The 15,260-nt window shown below is 47.0% G+C and carries 16 protein-coding genes; 6 read left to right on the top strand and 10 right to left on the bottom strand.

Annotated features, from left to right (window positions below):
* The first annotated feature begins 208 nt into the window (after positions 1 to 208).
* The 4 genes from B5066_RS01495 to B5066_RS01480 all read left to right on the top strand — a co-directional run bounded on the left by B5066_RS01495 (position 209) and on the right by B5066_RS01480 (position 4,255).
* Complete coding sequence (locus B5066_RS01495) at positions 209 to 1,117, top strand: VOC family protein (RefSeq protein ID WP_079474195.1); 909 nt, start codon at positions 209 to 211, stop codon at positions 1,115 to 1,117.
* 223 nt (positions 1,118 to 1,340) lie between these two features.
* Positions 1,341 to 2,381, top strand: coding sequence for a FecCD family ABC transporter permease (locus tag B5066_RS01490; RefSeq protein WP_079474194.1), 1,041 nt, complete (start codon positions 1,341 to 1,343; stop codon positions 2,379 to 2,381).
* Positions 2,382 to 3,416: a FecCD family ABC transporter permease gene (locus tag B5066_RS01485; protein WP_079474193.1), complete on the top strand. Its 1,035-nt coding sequence runs from the start codon at positions 2,382 to 2,384 to the stop codon at positions 3,414 to 3,416.
* Positions 3,417 to 3,445: 29 nt separating this feature from the next.
* The gene (locus B5066_RS01480; protein ID WP_022793739.1) at positions 3,446 to 4,255 is read left to right on the top strand and encodes an ABC transporter ATP-binding protein; all 810 of its coding nucleotides are present in this window, start codon (positions 3,446 to 3,448) and stop codon (positions 4,253 to 4,255) included.
* A gap of 33 nt (positions 4,256 to 4,288) precedes the next feature.
* Here B5066_RS01480 and B5066_RS01475 read toward each other — a convergent pair whose 3' ends face one another.
* From B5066_RS01475 to B5066_RS01460, 4 genes are all read right to left on the bottom strand, one after another.
* Complete coding sequence (locus tag B5066_RS01475; protein ID WP_079474192.1) at positions 4,289 to 4,762, bottom strand: GNAT family N-acetyltransferase; 474 nt, start codon at positions 4,760 to 4,762, stop codon at positions 4,289 to 4,291.
* Positions 4,759 to 5,607 carry a phosphotransferase family protein gene (locus B5066_RS01470; RefSeq protein WP_079474191.1) on the bottom strand — a complete coding sequence of 283 codons (849 nt, stop codon included), beginning with the start codon at positions 5,605 to 5,607 and terminating at the stop codon, positions 4,759 to 4,761. Before B5066_RS01470 ends, B5066_RS01475 begins: the two co-directional genes overlap by 4 nt.
* Before the next feature lie 125 nt (positions 5,608 to 5,732).
* Positions 5,733 to 6,041: a hypothetical protein gene (locus B5066_RS01465; protein WP_079474190.1), complete on the bottom strand. Its 309-nt coding sequence runs from the start codon at positions 6,039 to 6,041 to the stop codon at positions 5,733 to 5,735.
* A gap of 186 nt (positions 6,042 to 6,227) precedes the next feature.
* Positions 6,228 to 6,536, bottom strand: coding sequence for a hypothetical protein (locus B5066_RS01460; protein ID WP_079474189.1), 309 nt, complete (start codon positions 6,534 to 6,536; stop codon positions 6,228 to 6,230).
* Positions 6,537 to 6,745: 209 nt separating this feature from the next.
* Between B5066_RS01460 and B5066_RS01455 the strand changes: the two genes are divergently transcribed.
* Together B5066_RS01455 and B5066_RS01450 are read left to right on the top strand one after the other, a co-directional pair.
* A complete protein-coding gene (locus tag B5066_RS01455) occupies positions 6,746 to 7,750 on the top strand; it encodes an acyltransferase family protein (protein ID WP_079474188.1) in 1,005 nt (334 codons plus the stop codon).
* 101 nt (positions 7,751 to 7,851) lie between these two features.
* The gene (locus tag B5066_RS01450) at positions 7,852 to 8,844 is read left to right on the top strand and encodes an alpha/beta hydrolase fold domain-containing protein (protein ID WP_079474187.1); all 993 of its coding nucleotides are present in this window, start codon (positions 7,852 to 7,854) and stop codon (positions 8,842 to 8,844) included.
* Between the two features lie 69 nt (positions 8,845 to 8,913).
* Here B5066_RS01450 and B5066_RS01445 read toward each other — a convergent pair whose 3' ends face one another.
* From B5066_RS01445 to wrbA, 6 genes are all read right to left on the bottom strand, one after another.
* Positions 8,914 to 9,615, bottom strand: coding sequence for an SDR family NAD(P)-dependent oxidoreductase (locus B5066_RS01445; protein WP_079474186.1), 702 nt, complete (start codon positions 9,613 to 9,615; stop codon positions 8,914 to 8,916).
* 124 nt (positions 9,616 to 9,739) lie between these two features.
* Entirely contained in the window at positions 9,740 to 10,027 is a 288-nt protein-coding gene (locus tag B5066_RS01440) for a hypothetical protein (protein WP_079474185.1), read from the bottom strand.
* Between the two features lie 68 nt (positions 10,028 to 10,095).
* Entirely contained in the window at positions 10,096 to 12,975 is a 2,880-nt protein-coding gene (locus B5066_RS01435; protein ID WP_079474184.1) for a DEAD/DEAH box helicase, read from the bottom strand.
* Positions 12,976 to 13,005: 30 nt separating this feature from the next.
* Positions 13,006 to 13,392, bottom strand: a complete 387-nt coding sequence (locus B5066_RS01430; RefSeq protein ID WP_079474183.1) for a (deoxy)nucleoside triphosphate pyrophosphohydrolase — start codon at positions 13,390 to 13,392, stop codon at positions 13,006 to 13,008.
* A 125-nt stretch (positions 13,393 to 13,517) separates the two neighbouring features.
* Positions 13,518 to 14,504 carry a ring-cleaving dioxygenase gene (locus B5066_RS01425; RefSeq protein WP_079474182.1) on the bottom strand — a complete coding sequence of 329 codons (987 nt, stop codon included), beginning with the start codon at positions 14,502 to 14,504 and terminating at the stop codon, positions 13,518 to 13,520.
* 82 nt (positions 14,505 to 14,586) lie between these two features.
* Positions 14,587 to 15,204, bottom strand: coding sequence for an NAD(P)H:quinone oxidoreductase (wrbA, locus tag B5066_RS01420; protein ID WP_079474181.1), 618 nt, complete (start codon positions 15,202 to 15,204; stop codon positions 14,587 to 14,589).
* Between the last annotated feature and the right edge of the window lie 56 nt (positions 15,205 to 15,260).

The raw sequence follows: 15,260 nt of genomic DNA, 5'->3' as shown, positions 1-15,260 counted from the left end.
TTTTGTTTTCTTCTCGTTCCCCCCCACTCTCTCCTGCCCGGGATAAAAGAAACCCTTTATTATACCTTTTGCAGAAATGGTGCTCATTAGTATCATTTGGGGTACTATACCACTTTAAAGTGGGCACTTCCATTCCCACCCTTCTTCCCAGTATGATGAAACTGAGACCTGCTTTCGTTCTATTCTAAAAATTAAAGGAGAATGCAGCATGACTAATGTAATTGATACCGATTTTTCTCTCGGGCCCGTGCAGCTTAGAGTACAGAATATCGACCGGGCAGCTGCCTATTATGAGCATGTAATCGGCCTAAGGTTACTCGGGCGTTCATCTTCCGCTGCCGTGCTCGGCGTGCCATCGGACGGGCTCCCGCTCGTGATGCTGCGGAAAGTGGAAGGTTCCATTACCCCTCCGCGCACTTATGCCGGCCTGTATCACTTTGCTGTACTGCTTCCGGACCGCGCCTCCCTGGGAGCTTTCATACACCATCTCCACGATGTGGGCGAGCATTTCGGAGCTGCCGACCACAGTGTCAGTGAGGCCCTTTATCTGACTGATCCGGACGGCAACGGCATCGAGGTTTATCGTGACCGGGCACGGGAGGAATGGAAATATGATGCTGACGGGTTCGTGCACATGACGGTGGACCCCCTGCACGAACATCAGCTGCTCCAGGAGGGAGAAGGGATAAAGTGGCACGGAGTTCCGTCCGGCACGAAAATGGGCCACGTTCATTTGCATGTCCACGACATGGAAGAGGCTTATCATTTTTATGTTAATGGGCTTGGATTTGAATTAACTGCTGATCCGAAGAAATTTCCTGCTTTTTTTATAGCCGCCGGCGGCTATCACCATCACGTTGGGCTCAACCCATGGGCCGGAAGACAGGCCCCTAAAGCTTCCATACAAAACACGGGACTTGACATGTACACGATTATGCTTTCCTCTGCCCCCGCTCTCGAACCCGTCGCCGAACGGCTGGAAGCAGCCGGCTATTCATTTCACCGCGAAGAAAATGCTTTTTATGTCAACGATCCCTCAGGTATTGTCATCTGCGTAACGGCAAATTCTCCGGATACTGTCCTGCCTGCTGAACAGATGAGCCGGCTGGCTGAATAAAAGTTTAATTCACATAATTATTTAGATTTTAAATAAGATAATTGGAAGAAATAAAACTCATACAAATCCGGACTCTATTCGATTGGAAAGAGTCCGGATTTTTGTATTGCCGCTGCTTATACAGGAAAACATGGACAGAAAGAAATACAGCTGATATGATAAGTATTGATTGATAATGATTATCACTACAGAATGATTTTTTAGTGCTGAAAGAGGATATAACATGCGTCAACAAACAGAACCGTCCACCTATAAAGACGATATTACTTCACGTCCTATAACAGCTGTTCTAATGTTTATTATCGGCCTTCCTATACTGGGCTTTATATTTTTACTTTCAATTTCTGTAGGCGCAGCAGATGTGGAGCTTGGGACTGTTTGGAACGCCTTGTTTCATTACGACGCTTCCATAAATGACCATGTTGTTATACGCGAGCTGCGTCTCCCCAGAGCTATTGCAGATGTTATTGTTGGTGCCTGCTTTGCCGTAGCCGGTGCTATTATGCAGGGAATGACAAGAAATCCTCTGGCAGAATCCGGGATTCTCGGCATTAACGCAGGCTCGATTTTCATGGTAGCGATCTGCTTTGCATTTTTGCCGGGTCTTTCTTATAATCTGCTGATTGTCTTTTCGTTTTTGGGAGCGGCAATCAGCATGGGGTTGATCTTTGGCATCGCCTCACTTTCGCGCATCGGCTTAACTCCGCTTCGCATGGTGCTTGCCGGGGCCGCAATCAATGCTCTGTTTACTGCGCTAAGCGAAGGTATCGCCATTCACTTTGATCTCAGCCAGGACATTGCCTTTTGGTATGCCGGCGGGCTTTCCGGCGTCCGGTGGGAGCAGTTGCTCCCCGCCCTGCCATGGATGGGAGGGGCGCTTTTGTTTGCGGTCACCCTTTCGCGGTCCGTTACTATTTTAAGCCTTGGGGACGACATTGCTTCAGGACTGGGGCAGCGTGTTGGCTTGATTAAATTACTCTGCACGCTTGCCGTTCTGTTTCTCGCCGGTATTGCAGTCTCTATTGCCGGTCCCATCGGATTTGTCGGCCTGGTTATCCCTCACGTCGTCCGTTTTTTTGTAGGGGTCGACTACAGGGCTATCATTCCGTGCTCCATTGTGACAGGCGGCATTTTCATGTCGCTTGCCGATATCGGCGCCCGGATCATTAATCCGCCATATGAAACTCCTCTCGGCTCTCTTTTTGCTCTTATCGGCGTACCATTCTTTTTATACATCGCCCGCCGCGAGAGGAGGGAGCTCTAAATGCATTCTATATTTTCAGGCGAGTGGGAACGCAAGCGCCGCAGACGCCGCATTTTCGTGTTCAGTTCGCTTGCTGTTCTAATATTTACCGTGCTGCTGTTCAGCATGAATTCTGGAGTAACCCCGTTAGGGCCGCTCGAAGTATTAAAGACGCTGTTTGGGTTCGGCAACAGTAACCAAAGTCTCGTGTTATTTCAATTCCGCCTCCCCCGGATTGTTATCGCGCTGCTTGTCGGCGCCGCTCTAGCCGTTTCGGGATGCGTACTGCAGGGAATTTCCCGTAACAGCCTGGCGGACCCGGGCATTCTCGGTATTACTACCGGGGCAGGATTATTCGTTGTTTTGTATATTTCATTTTTCAGTACTGTTAGTGCTGCTTCTCCGTATCTGCTGCCGGTATTCGCACTCATTGGCGGGCTGCTTGCTGCAGCGCTAATTTATATTCTTGCTTATGACCGGCAGCTCGGGCTTGTGCCAATGAGAATGATACTGACCGGCATTGCAGTAGCCGCCGGGCTTAATGCCCTAATGACCGTCCTGATGCTGCGTCTGCAGCCGGAGCAGTTTGACTTTGTGGCTATATGGCTGGCGGGAAGAATCTACGGTTCCACCTGGCCTTATGTATATTCGTTTCTTCCCTGGTTTATTATTTTGTCGGTTTTTATTTATTACCGGTGGCGGGCTCTCGATACGCTTACATTCGGCGAACAGATGGCGAAGGGGCTTGGCCTTCGGGTGGAAAAAGAACGCCTTCTGCTCACCTTCGCCTCTGTAGCGCTTGCAGCCTCGGCAGTTTCTATCAGCGGCGGCATCGGCTTTGTCGGGCTGATTGCTCCACATATAGCACGGAGACTGGTCGGCCCCAACCATGCGCTGGCCCTGCCTGCTTCAGCCCTCCTGGGAGGGCTGCTGCTCCTGTTTGCAGACACGCTCGGCCGGACTATTATTCAACCGTCGGAGATTCACGCGGGAATTGTTGTGGCCGTTATCGGCGCTCCTTATTTTCTATACCTGCTTGCCAGAAGCAATGTCTAACTTTATCACCCTGAAAGGATGTTTATGCGATGATCGAAACAGATCAACTCCATATTGGTTATGATCAGCAGACAATCGTAAACGATTTAAATATTGAGATTCCTTCTGGTAAAATTACCGCGCTTGTCGGCGCGAACGGTTCCGGAAAGTCTACCATCTTAAAAGCTCTGTCACGACTGATGAAGCCTTCAAAAGGCGTCGTTTACTTAAACGGCAGCTCTATTCACAGCCAAAAAACAAAGGAGCTTGCCAAGCAGATGGCCATTCTTCCCCAAAATCCGGAAGCGCCTCAGGGTTTAACTGTTACGGAGCTTGTAACATATGGACGTGCTCCCCATCAGCGTGGCTTTGGTTCGTTAAAAGCTCACGACAAAGAAATGATTGGCTGGGCCATCGAAATTACTGGCATGCGGGAGTTTGCCAATCGCCCGATTGACCATTTATCCGGCGGGCAACGCCAGCGGGCGTGGATTGCCATGGCACTGGCACAGGAAACAGAGACCCTATTTTTGGATGAGCCCACGACTTTTCTTGATATGGCCCATCAGATGGAAGTGCTGAACATCCTTGAAAAACTGAACGTACAGGAGCACCGGACGATCGTAATGGTCGTGCACGACCTGAATCATGCCAGCCGCTATGCCCATCATATTGTTGCCATTAAACATGGCAACGTCGTAAAAACGGGTACTCCCCACGAAGTGATGGAAGCAGGCATTATTGAAAAAGTATTTGGCATTAAAAGCGATATTATTAAAGACCCCCGTTCGGGCATGCCTCTCTGCCTACCGTATAATCTTTGTGAAGAGCAGGCCGCTTCTCCAATATTTGGATCTTAAAAAGAGAGCCGCATCATGCGCGGCTCTCTTTTGCTATAACCATTTTCTTAAATGCCATTCATCACGGATGGTTATTCCGTTTACTCCAACGAGCGGAATAGACGGTTTATCCTCTCTTGCTTTTCTGGCAGCATCCACGTGCACGCTCGCCAGCTGAAAGCCCCGGCGCCGGTAAAAACGCAGAGCATATTCATTTTCGTTAGTAATTACAACCCGCAGGTCTTCTACTCCTTTCTTTTTCAAATATTCTTCTGTATGCATAAGCAAGTGACTAGCATACCCTTGTTTTTCAATTATGCTGTCCAAAGATACAATTAAGCCGATGCTGCCTTCGTATGTATAAGTAACCGCCGCAGTAATTACACCATCCTCCTGGATACAAAATCCTTCAAGCTCCGGCAGTACATACGTCTGGTTATTAACATGCATCTCATTTGTGTCCCAGCAGGTGGCAAAGAAATCTTTTTTCTTCTGCCAGCCAATTTCTTTCATTGGTTGAATATTCAAAGCGGTCCCCCCTTTTCCCAGCTACTGTGCAAAGTCCATTCGAGCCTTTTTATCCACCTGCGCTGAATAGCTTTTGGAGAATGTTTTACTCTGCCGAGCGCCCGGTAAATCACCACAAGACTATAAGCTTTAATATTAGCGTCCGTAATTTCCACCGGACGGATGCTTCCATAGGCCTTCAAAAAGATACGGCGGAGTTCATGGTACTTTTTTGGGGCATGAAAAGCTGCGTTCCACAACGCCCAGCTAATGTCTACCATTGGATCATTCCACCCTGCCCATTCCCAATCAATCAGGATTATATTTCCTTTTTTATTCAGAATTACGTTATGAGGGCCGGCGTCACCGTGGATAAATGTCGTTCCCACCGGCGTACGCGCCTCCCAAATATCTACAGCCTTATCGTGCATTTCCTCCGGCACAAAAGTCTCTCTTCGCCGACGAAGAGGCGCTGCATTCCGGTCATATTCCCGAATATTTCCCGGCCGGCTGTGTACTTTCGAAGCAAGCGTGACAGCAAGTTTTTTATAAGCTTCGGACCAGTAGGATGATTGCGAATTCAATTGGGAAACATTTTCTCCCTCATGATAGCTTTGCATAAACGAAAAATAATCACCGAGCTGCAAACGGCCGGCTGGTGCCGGCAAGAAGGAAGAACCACGCAGCTCTTCAAGCACCTCGTACTCCCGGCGCAGATAGCCGCTTCTCCCCTTTTCAATTTTCAATACGCGCTGGCCAGACGGTTGGGTGATTAAAAAAGTGTGATGGCTAAATCCTCCCGTTAATCGCACGCTTGTAAACGGCCCAATGATTTTTTCCCATTCTTTTTTGACATCTATCAGCATCTTCCATCTTCCATTCTGTTTCTATGTGTTCTGCTCTGTTCTTTCCCGTTCGGGCTCTTTCGGAACCTGTTTTTTGGCAGGTTAGGTCAAAAAAGAACCCGGGACCGTCCCCCGGATTCCACTGTTTAGCTGCCTACAAGCTTTAATGCTTCTTCACCCTTAATACTGACACTTACTTTCCCGTCGCTTTTTAACACTCTGGTAATGTTTGCTTTGCCCACCCGTGCACTGTTTCGTTCGGTGTAAAAAATCATGCTGCGCACATCACAGTTTTCGTGCATTTCTTCAAACAGCCCGATATGATGCGGATTCTCGAGTTCTACATACCATACTTCTGCCGGTTCGTAATCATATACCGTTAAAAGTCCTTTATCGAACGTCAATGGTGTGTGCGAATGTTCAAACTTCAGTCTCGTCAAGCGATACTCTTTCACCGGTAACGCCCCCCTTAATGAGATCTAAAGACTTCCAAGCCGGTTCTGTATTTTATTTTTCCTAATACTTTTCCCTATTTTCACACATTTTAAAAGTAATTTAAAGCGCTTGCATTTTATTTGCTTGCTCTACGGGGGCATTAACCAATCTAGACGCTCATTCAGCTGCTGCAGATTTCCCTAATACTATTTGGCCCCCACCAGACTCAGCTCTCCTTCTCCCTTAAAGCTCGCGCTGACTCCCGAGCTGCTTTCTGTTATTCTTGTAATTTTGGCATAACCGATTCTTGCACTGTGGCCATCTGTAAAAAACGTAACTTCCTCTTCCTGGTTACTTTTCTTCCATTCGTGAAATACTTCCACCTCGGATGGCTGTTCGATTTCTGCGTACCATAGGCTCGCTTCATCGTTATAAACGGTCAGAGAGCCGCGCGAAATGCTGATCGTTTTTCCCGGGCTTTCGAGTTTTATTTTAGTCAGGCGATATTCCTGCATGAGGATAGGCCCCTTTCTGTGTTTATTTACAGTATTGTTTTATTTTATCGTATACAATAACAATATACAGGGTATATAAAATAGAGTGCTTTTCTCCTAAAAGCATTTTATTTTTTTACACACGACTGCGATAGTTCTCACTTTTTCTTCATGATATGCTTTATTCTCAGCAGCCTCAGCACTAAAATTAACAGTTGACGCAGGTGATAATGATGAATCAGCACTTTGAATGGGTCAATGTCGCTAAAGGACTCGGCATTATTCTCGTTGTCCTTGGCCACGCTCCCATTGATGATATTTTGCGGCAGTATATTTTTGCCTTCCATATGCCTTTATTTTTTCTTTTATCCGGCGTGACCTTTAAAGGCAGCTATACAGATCTTCGGCCAGTTGATTTCGCCCGGAAAAAAGGCCGTTCACTGCTTATTCCGTATTTCTCTTTCTCCATTATTACATATGCCTTCTGGTTTTTCCTGGAGCGCCCTCTTCTGGGCAAAGATGACATCGACGCTGCTATCCCCGCTCTTGGCATTTTTTATTCTGCCGGAGACAACTATCTGCTTACCTATAACCCGGCTATCTGGTTTTTAACCTGCCTGTTTGTGGTAGAAATCAGCTTTTATCTGCTTCTAAAATACGTGCCGTGGCATAGTGTCCGTATTGCAGGTATTGCCGCTATTGCAGTGGCAGGATATTTTTCCACGCGCTGGTTTGACTCCATGCTTCCCTGGAGTATCCAAGTAGCTACCGTTGCCTTATTGTTTTTTGGCCTTGGATTTTTGTTAAAGGCCCGGACAAAAATATTTGAGTATGTCTTCGGCTGGGTGGCAGCTATTGCCTCTCTTGGCTTGATTTACCCACTCATTCAATTTACGAACCGCATCGACATGCGTTCGGGAGAGTATGAATCTATCCCTATTTTCATATCTACTTCCCTGCTTGGTATCGCGGGCATTTTATTTTTGAGTTTTCGCTTGGAGGGGAAAAGCCGCATCCTCAGTTATTTAGGGCAGAATTCATTGATTATTTTCGCTCTTCATTTTATGATCTTTGCTATCATCCGGATTACGCTTCAGTACGGCTTTGGTATTGAAGGTAACCCTATGGAATTCACTTCCTTATGGGGGATTATGTTTACAGCAGCTACGCTTTTAATCAGCGTGCCATTTGTGTATTTCATTAAAAACAAAGCCCCGTTTCTTATCGGCAAGTAGGTGTTCACTAACGTTTGTGCCGATAACTGTAAACAATCTGGCGCCTGTGTTAAGATGAAACGTATTGATTCCCACGAAGAAATATTAAGGAAGGTCGGTGCATGAAAAGACAAACACCAAAGAGAAAACTACACTACTGGATTTTGAGTCTTTTGGGTCTTTTCGCTGCAGGATTTTCTGCGTTTATTCTTTATACAAGCTGGCATGAAGACCGCCCGGTGATATCTGTCGTGAAAAGCTTCGCTGACGGCCCGGAAGAAAACGCCAAAGACGGTCCCTATCCGGACAGGCCGGCGTATCAGCTTCCTGAAGATATTGACGTTCGTTATGATTATGAAAAGATGTCACTAAACGGCATGAACAGCTATGTTTTAAAAAACGAAAGCGCCGCTGAAAGGAAAATCATTTATTTGCATGGCGGCGGCTACGTCAGCCAGCCTAACCCCCGTCATTTTCAGTGGCTCGCGGGGGTCCAGGGGCGTACCGATAGTACGGCAATACTTCCTGTCTATCCTAAAGCTCCTCAGCATCAGTATGAAGAAGCCTTTGATAAACTGGTCCCTCTCTATGAACAGACTCTGAAAACCACAGAAGCTGAAAATATTGTTATTATGGGGGATTCTGCCGGCGGCGGCCTCGCGCTAGCACTCGCGCAGGAGCTAAACCGCCAGAACATTGCCCAGCCTGGAGATATTATCATGCTTTCTCCGTGGCTTGATGTTAGTATGAGCAATCCCGGTATCCAGGATTTAACTTCTGTGGATCCTTTTCTTGATTTGGAATGGCTGCTGAATGCCGGTTCTTCTTATGCCGGGGATGCCGATTTGAGAAACCCAATGGTGAGCCCGATTTACGGAGATATGACCGGGCTTGGAGATATGACCCTGATTATAGGCACCCACGAATTATTCCTTGCGGACGCCCGGAAGTTTTCTGAAATAACCGATGAAAAGGGAATCCCCATTAACTATTATGAGTATCCGGAAATGCCTCATGTGTTTCAGCTGCAGAATACTGAGGAGGGCCGCCGGGCCACGCAGCAGGTCGTTAACATTATTAACGATGAAGCAGGCGATACCTCTACCACGGATTAAGGTGGAGGTTTTTTTGCTGTAGAGAAATTTTGCCCAGCAAAAAAACGAACTCCAGAAGGTGCGCCTGTTTTAAAAATCCAGTTCGTCCTTATCACGGAAGAACTTTCCGTTCGGACCGTCCTCTTCAAGCTGGGCAAGCCACAAAATACCCTCCATTGCCTCAGCCGGCTTCCGTTTTGCTTTTTCTCCGCCCAAATCGGTCTGTACCCATCCCGGGCTGACCGAATTCACTTTCACGTTCTTTTTCCGCACCGTTCCGGCGAACAGACGAGTCAGAGCATTCAATCCGTATTTAGAGGATTTATACGCTCCGCCCATTGGGGCATCCATTGTGCCGGAAACTCCGATTTCAGCAGCTATGTTTACTATACGACCATAGCCTGCTTCAAGCATGAAAGGCATAAAGCTTCTCATCGTAAAAAATGGCCCGAAGTAATTTGTTAATTGAATGTCTTCGAACGTTTCTGGTTCAATATCAATGATAGATTGCTTTTGATCCGGAAAGATTCCGGCATTATTTACCAGCACGTCCAGCTTTCCGTCTTCATTCAGTATCTGTTTTTTGACCGCCCCCACCATATCAGGGAGACCGACGTCCAATGCAATGAACTGTACTTCAAGGTTTTCGTCCTGCAGTGCTTTCGCTGCTTCCATGCCTGCTTTTTCGTCCCTTGCTCCAAGCCATACTTTAAAACCGCTTTGAGCCAGCTGCCGGCAGGCTTCCAGTCCAATACCCCGATTTCCACCAGTCACCAACGCGTTCTTTTTCATGATATACTCCTCCTCCCGATCTGCATGCTCTCCTATACCCGTAGGATGAGCAGCCTAGTCCGAGAAACAAGCTGTTAAAATAGACATATTCTATGTACGTTAAATCTGAAAACGGAAATCTATTTTACATGCTTCCCAGGCCATGAGCCCCCCAGGCGAAAAAGCCATTCAAAATAGCAAGCACCAACAGCAGCCGTGAAAACCTTCGATTGTTCCTCCACTCCCGGGCAGCGCCCGCAAATCCTACAGCGGCGGAGACCGCCCAGGCAGGAATAAATATTTTTTTCGCAGCAGCATACGGAAGTATCGTATAAAAACCAGTAAGAAATAATATCCACTGCCCAGCAAGCATACCCATCGCCACTATGCCGAAATTTGTTAGTTCTTTATCTTTGTGTAAACTGCGAATCATGACATTGCCCCCTGATAAGAAAAAGCCTGCAGATCTTAATCTGTTGCAGGCTCAGTTTTTTCTGTATTTTAATCACTGTGCAGGTAACGGTACAAATCGGCATCGATTTCTTCCTTTAATTGGAGCTTCAGCCGTACAACCGGAATTGATTTCCCGCTTTTGTCCAGCATGGATGTGTCTTCTGCCGTATGTTTCAACGGATTTGCTTCGCCCATGTAATAAAATTCCCGGCCTTCATCATCATCTTTTTTTACAAAGATATAAATACGGTTACCCCGTTCATCTGCATCGATAATTTCCTGCACTTCCTTTGAAGCAGTCGTCCGGTTGCTTCTAGTGTACCATTGCAGCTCCCGGCGGCTGATAAACTCATCCTCATAATTAATATTGGCTTCTACATCTTCTGGTTTATGGTACGTAATAAAAATGGGAGTGGTGCCGTATTTCGTTTTATAGCCATAAATTGTTGAGCTTTCATCGTTTTTCCAATTCAGAAGCCGGCATACGTCTTTACGGGAATACTTTTGATACAGCGTAAACGGCGGCTTGCCGTATTGCTCATTTTTCATCGCTGCACAGAAAAGCACATCTTCTACGAGTATGTTAAACCAGGATGAACCAGCGAGCGCTTCGTTCATCGCGGTGCTCCAAAGAAAAATTCCTTGCTCTTCTTTAATCAGAGGGGTTCTGCCGTACTTTTTTTGATAAGTTTCTGTGAAAAAATCCGTCGTTAAAAGACGTTTTACTGATGCAGCCGCTGCTTTTGTTTCGCTCTCCCCCGAGGCATACACAATGCGCTCTATTTCTTCTGTCGTAATGCGGCCGTGCGTGAGAAGATAGCGTAGCACTTCAGCTTCATGCCGTCGTTTTCCGTTAATAAATTCAGCAGAAATGAGATAAAGCAGCTGGTCTTCGAGTGGGGACAGACGTGGAGTCTCTTCCTTCATTTTGTCCAGGAACCTGTAATAGCTTCCGTGTTTGGAGGTGATCATTTCGGGATCTACGGCATTCTGCTGTAAAAAATCCTTTAAAAGCGGTCTCCGTCCGATACGCTGCTTTACATTCATATAAGATTCCTTCAGTTTTCGCATTTCCTGCAGATTCGTCTGATCGATAGCAGCAAACACCTTCTTCTTGGCCACCTCTTCAAAATTAATGGAGGAAACGCCCTGAACAAAGCTATTGGTCTGCATCCGCCGGCGGATATGGTCTTTATTGAGCGAGCGGTCGCCGGAAAGCGCCACTGGAATCAGGTAGTTATTTTTATAATTACCAATAAAATCAATGACGGTCACAAAATCCTTGGAGGGATCTTTACGCAGGCCCCGGCCGAGCTGCTGGGTAAAAATAATGCGCGACTGCGTCTGCCGGAGCATGACGACCTGATTCACCCCCGGTATATCAATGCCTTCATTGAATATATCCACTGTAATAATGTATTCAATCACGCCATTTTCAAGACGGTTCACCTGCCTCCACCGCTCGTCCTGCGAATCGGCTCCCGTCAGCACTACGGTATTTCTTCCTTTTTGATTCATTAGAGTCGACAGCTCCTCTGCCTCCCGGTTACGGCTGCAAAAAATCAGCCCGCGCACTGTCTCCCCGGAATGACCATAATAATGGATTTTTTCGAGCAGGTGCTCTACCCGTTCCTCCGATATAAGCCGGCTCAAATCTGTCGTCTGATCAATTACTTCTCCATCTTTCTCATAATCGGTTACCCCGAAATAATGAAAAGGGCATAGCATTTCTTCTTCAAGTGCTTCCTGCAGCCGTATTTCATACGCCACCTGATAGTCAAACAGAGCGAAAATATTCACATCGTCGCTTCGTTCCGGGGTCGCTGTCATACCAAGTAAAAACGATGGCTGAAAATAATCGATCACTTTTTGATATGACGGGGCCCCTGCTTTATGTACTTCATCAATTAAAATATAATCAAATGCTTCAGGATCAAACTGTTGCAGATGAATATCTCTTGAAATCATTTGTATCGTTGCAAACACGTAGCGGGCCCCGTTGTCCTGACCGGCACCGGTATATAATCCGAAATCCTCCGTGCGTCCGCCGAGAACCTGGGCAAAGTCATCCTTTGCTTTCCGGAGAATCTGCTCCCGGTGTACAATAAAAAGCATCTTTCGGGGCTGATACTTTCGTACATCAAACGCGGCCAAATACGTTTTTCCTGTGCCTGTTGCCGAGATGATTAGTCCCTTTCGCTGCCCGGCCGTTCTCAAAGCGTCCAGTTCCTTTAAAGCCGCTTCCTGCATTTTATTGGGCTTGATTTCTAGTGCTTCTTTCATTGCATTCCGGTCAATCCATCCGGGTGAAAGCTCGGCGATCTTTTCATGTGCCTGCGGACGATACAGCTGCTGATATTTTTCTATCCATTCCTTCGTTAACGGTATTGCCTGAGACCAGGTATCTTCAAACTGCTGCCCGAAGTGGTGAATCACTTCTCCGTTTTCATGAGAATGAAGCTTAATGTTCCATTCGTAGTTTACCTTCAGCGCATGCACCGTCAGGTTCGAGCTCCCAACCATCAGTGAATAGTGGTCTTTATGTTTAAACACGTACCCTTTGGAATGGAAGCCTTCAATTTCCGCCAGCCGTACTTCCACATTTGTAATTTTCAGCAGTTCCTGAAATACCTTCGGTTGATTAAACTGTAGGAAGGTGGATGTAAGTATTCTCCCATACACGCCGCGTTTTTTTAGTTCGAGCAGATGCGTTTTCAGCGTAGCCAACCCGCTTTCTGTAATAAAAGCTACCGAAAAGAAAAATGACTCGCACCGGTACAATTCATGAAGCAGGGTGGTGAGCACCTCTTCATGCTTCTTTTTGTCATTTATCAACAGCTTAGGCGCATAAGGGCTGCGATCGTAGCTATTCTGGTCAATAAAGCCTCGGTATAACGATTCCTGTAGTTGACGCACTGTATCCATCATCAAGCTCCTGCCTATGTTTGTAATAAAAAACTATTGGGTGATCTTATAAATGGCGGGAATATCCGCCGGGGCCCAGTCCAACTCTTGCAAATCATCTTTTTGTACCCATTTGATCCGGCGATGTTCTGTCAATGTTGGCTCTTCTCCTATAAGCCTGCAGTAAAACGTCGTAAGATGCACAATGCCAAAATCATATTCATATGTCGTTTCTTCGATCCTGTCTTCAATGGTGATTCCGCATTTCATTTCTTCTCTGATTTCTCTTTGCAGCGCCTTCTCCGGCGTTTCTCCTGCTTCTATTTTCCCGCCCGGAAATTCCCATTTTAATGGAAGAGTTTTCGTCTGGCCCCGCTGGGCGCAAAGAATCCAATCTTTGTCGTAAATGACTGCTCCGACTACATGAATATCTTTTTTCATTCCAATGCCGCCTTTCTAAAGAAGGATGAATGCTGAGTTCTTTTTACCAGCTTACTACACTTTCCATTTTTCAGGCAAAGTCCTCCCCAATAAAAAACCTTCGGCCCGGGGGCCGAAGGAAAGGCTTAATCATTATACTCTTTTTCAAATACTTTTGTGCTTCGCACGGTATCAATCGGCCGCACAGAAGCTTCAATCTGTTCACGCTGCGGCTCAAGCATGGGCGGAAGCGCAAGATTTTCTCCAAGCGTTTCATACGGCTCGTCTCCCATAAATCCCGGGCCGTCCGTCGCAAATTCAAACAAAATCTGCGGCGCCACCTGGGAATACAGCGATTCAAAATAGTGGCGGTTCACATAGCCCGAGGTGCGGAAGCGAAAGTCCGCCATCCGCTGAATCCAGGCTTCGAGTTCCTCGCGGTCCCTTACCCGGAAAGCGGAGTGGTGAACGGTCCCGTATCCCTGTCTCGCCGGCGGAAGAACTGCATTGTATTCGACAATCACCTGGGCGCCGTTGCCTCCTTCTCCGACCTCAAACAAATGAAACGAGCCGTCATGCCCGATTTCTTCAAACATGAGCACGCGCTCCATCATTTCTTTAAAGTAGTCAATGTTATCAATACGGACATAAATGGGACCTAGCCCGGTAATCGCGTATTCATCCGGGACAGGACCGTTTTTCCACGGTTTCCCTGCCGGCACTCCTTCATTGTTTTCGTCGGAAACGAGTTCATACTGTTGATCGTCAAAATCGACGAACGGGAGGCGTTTTTTACCGAACCGTTCATAAATGCCCTGATGCTTAACATCTTTCCGGGCAAACCTCTTTGCCCAGTAGTCCAGCGCTTCATCACTTGGCACCCGGAAAGACGTACGTGCGATTTCGTTTGTACCGTGTGTGCCTTTAGGAATGCCCGGAAAATCGAAAAATGTCATGTCTGTGCCGGCGTTTCCCTCATCATCGGCAAAAAACAAATGATACGTCTGAATATCGTCCTGATTGACGGTCTTTTTGATTAGTCTCATGCCCAGAACATACGTGAAAAACTCGTAGTTTTTTTCTGCGCTGCTCGTAATAGCTGTTACATGGTGCAGGCCTCGGATCCCTTCCACGCTGCGTTCCTCCTTTTTCCGTTAATTTTATTTATCTACGAAGATGACTGCATGGAAAAGGAGCGTTCTACGCCCCTTCCAGCTACTGCTGCTCCATGCCCTTTTTCACCCATGAAGCTACCGTAACTGTACGCTTCGCCTGGTGCTTTACAGCTTCTTCAACGTCTTCCTGCATGTTTCCTTCCTGATCAACTGTTACACTCGTGCCATAAGGGTTGCCTCCGGAAGCGAATGTGACTGGATCTGTGTAGCCTGGGGAAGCAATAATAGCTCCCCAGTGCATCATTGTCGTATACAGGTTCTTCACTGTAGCTTCCTGTCCCCCGTGCGGATTTTGAGCGGAAGACATGCCGCTTACTACTTTATTGATCAGCTGGCCGTTCATCCACAGGCCGCCGGTAGTATCAATGAACTGCTTCATCTGCGCCGGCAGATTGCCAAAACGCGTCGGCATGCTGAAAATGAAAGCGTCTGCCCATTCCAGATCAGCCAGTGTCGCTTCTGGAATATGGGATGTATCTTCGAGATGCTGCTTCCAGACCGGGTTTGCATGTACTGCTTCGTCAGGAGCAAGCTCCGGCACACGGACGAGCTTCGCTTCTGCCCCGGCTGCTTCCGCACCTTCCACGGCCCATTGTCCCATTGTATAATTCGTGCCTGTTGCACTGTAATAAATGACTGCTACTTTTACGTTTTCCATTGCTTCATCTCTCCTTATATTTTGTTTCAAAAAATCAAATAACCCCAATTTCGTAC

The sequence above is a fragment of the Marinococcus halophilus genome (assembly GCF_900166605.1).
GTDB classification, from domain to species: Bacteria; Bacillota; Bacilli; order Bacillales; family Marinococcaceae; genus Marinococcus; species Marinococcus halophilus.
The sequence above is the reverse complement of the archived record's forward strand: the minus strand, read 5'-3'. Positions and strand labels throughout refer to the sequence as shown.

Coding starts and splice junctions, on each gene's coding strand:
- B5066_RS01460 (WP_079474189.1), bottom strand. CDS start 6,536: ATGCAGGAATATCGCCTGACTAAAATAAAACTCGAAAGCCCGGGAAAA.
- B5066_RS01450 (WP_079474187.1), top strand. CDS start 7,852: ATGAAAAGACAAACACCAAAGAGAAAACTACACTACTGGATTTTGAGT.
- B5066_RS01430 (WP_079474183.1), bottom strand. CDS start 13,392: ATGAAAAAAGATATTCATGTAGTCGGAGCAGTCATTTACGACAAAGAT.
- wrbA (WP_079474181.1), bottom strand. CDS start 15,204: ATGGAAAACGTAAAAGTAGCAGTCATTTATTACAGTGCAACAGGCACG.
- B5066_RS01480 (WP_022793739.1), top strand. CDS start 3,446: ATGATCGAAACAGATCAACTCCATATTGGTTATGATCAGCAGACAATC.
- B5066_RS01435 (WP_079474184.1), bottom strand. CDS start 12,975: ATGATGGATACAGTGCGTCAACTACAGGAATCGTTATACCGAGGCTTT.
- B5066_RS01470 (WP_079474191.1), bottom strand. CDS start 5,607: ATGCTGATAGATGTCAAAAAAGAATGGGAAAAAATCATTGGGCCGTTT.
- B5066_RS01485 (WP_079474193.1), top strand. CDS start 2,382: ATGCATTCTATATTTTCAGGCGAGTGGGAACGCAAGCGCCGCAGACGC.
- B5066_RS01445 (WP_079474186.1), bottom strand. CDS start 9,615: ATGAAAAAGAACGCGTTGGTGACTGGTGGAAATCGGGGTATTGGACTG.
- B5066_RS01440 (WP_079474185.1), bottom strand. CDS start 10,027: ATGATTCGCAGTTTACACAAAGATAAAGAACTAACAAATTTCGGCATA.
- B5066_RS01495 (WP_079474195.1), top strand. CDS start 209: ATGACTAATGTAATTGATACCGATTTTTCTCTCGGGCCCGTGCAGCTT.
- B5066_RS01490 (WP_079474194.1), top strand. CDS start 1,341: ATGCGTCAACAAACAGAACCGTCCACCTATAAAGACGATATTACTTCA.
- B5066_RS01455 (WP_079474188.1), top strand. CDS start 6,746: ATGATGAATCAGCACTTTGAATGGGTCAATGTCGCTAAAGGACTCGGC.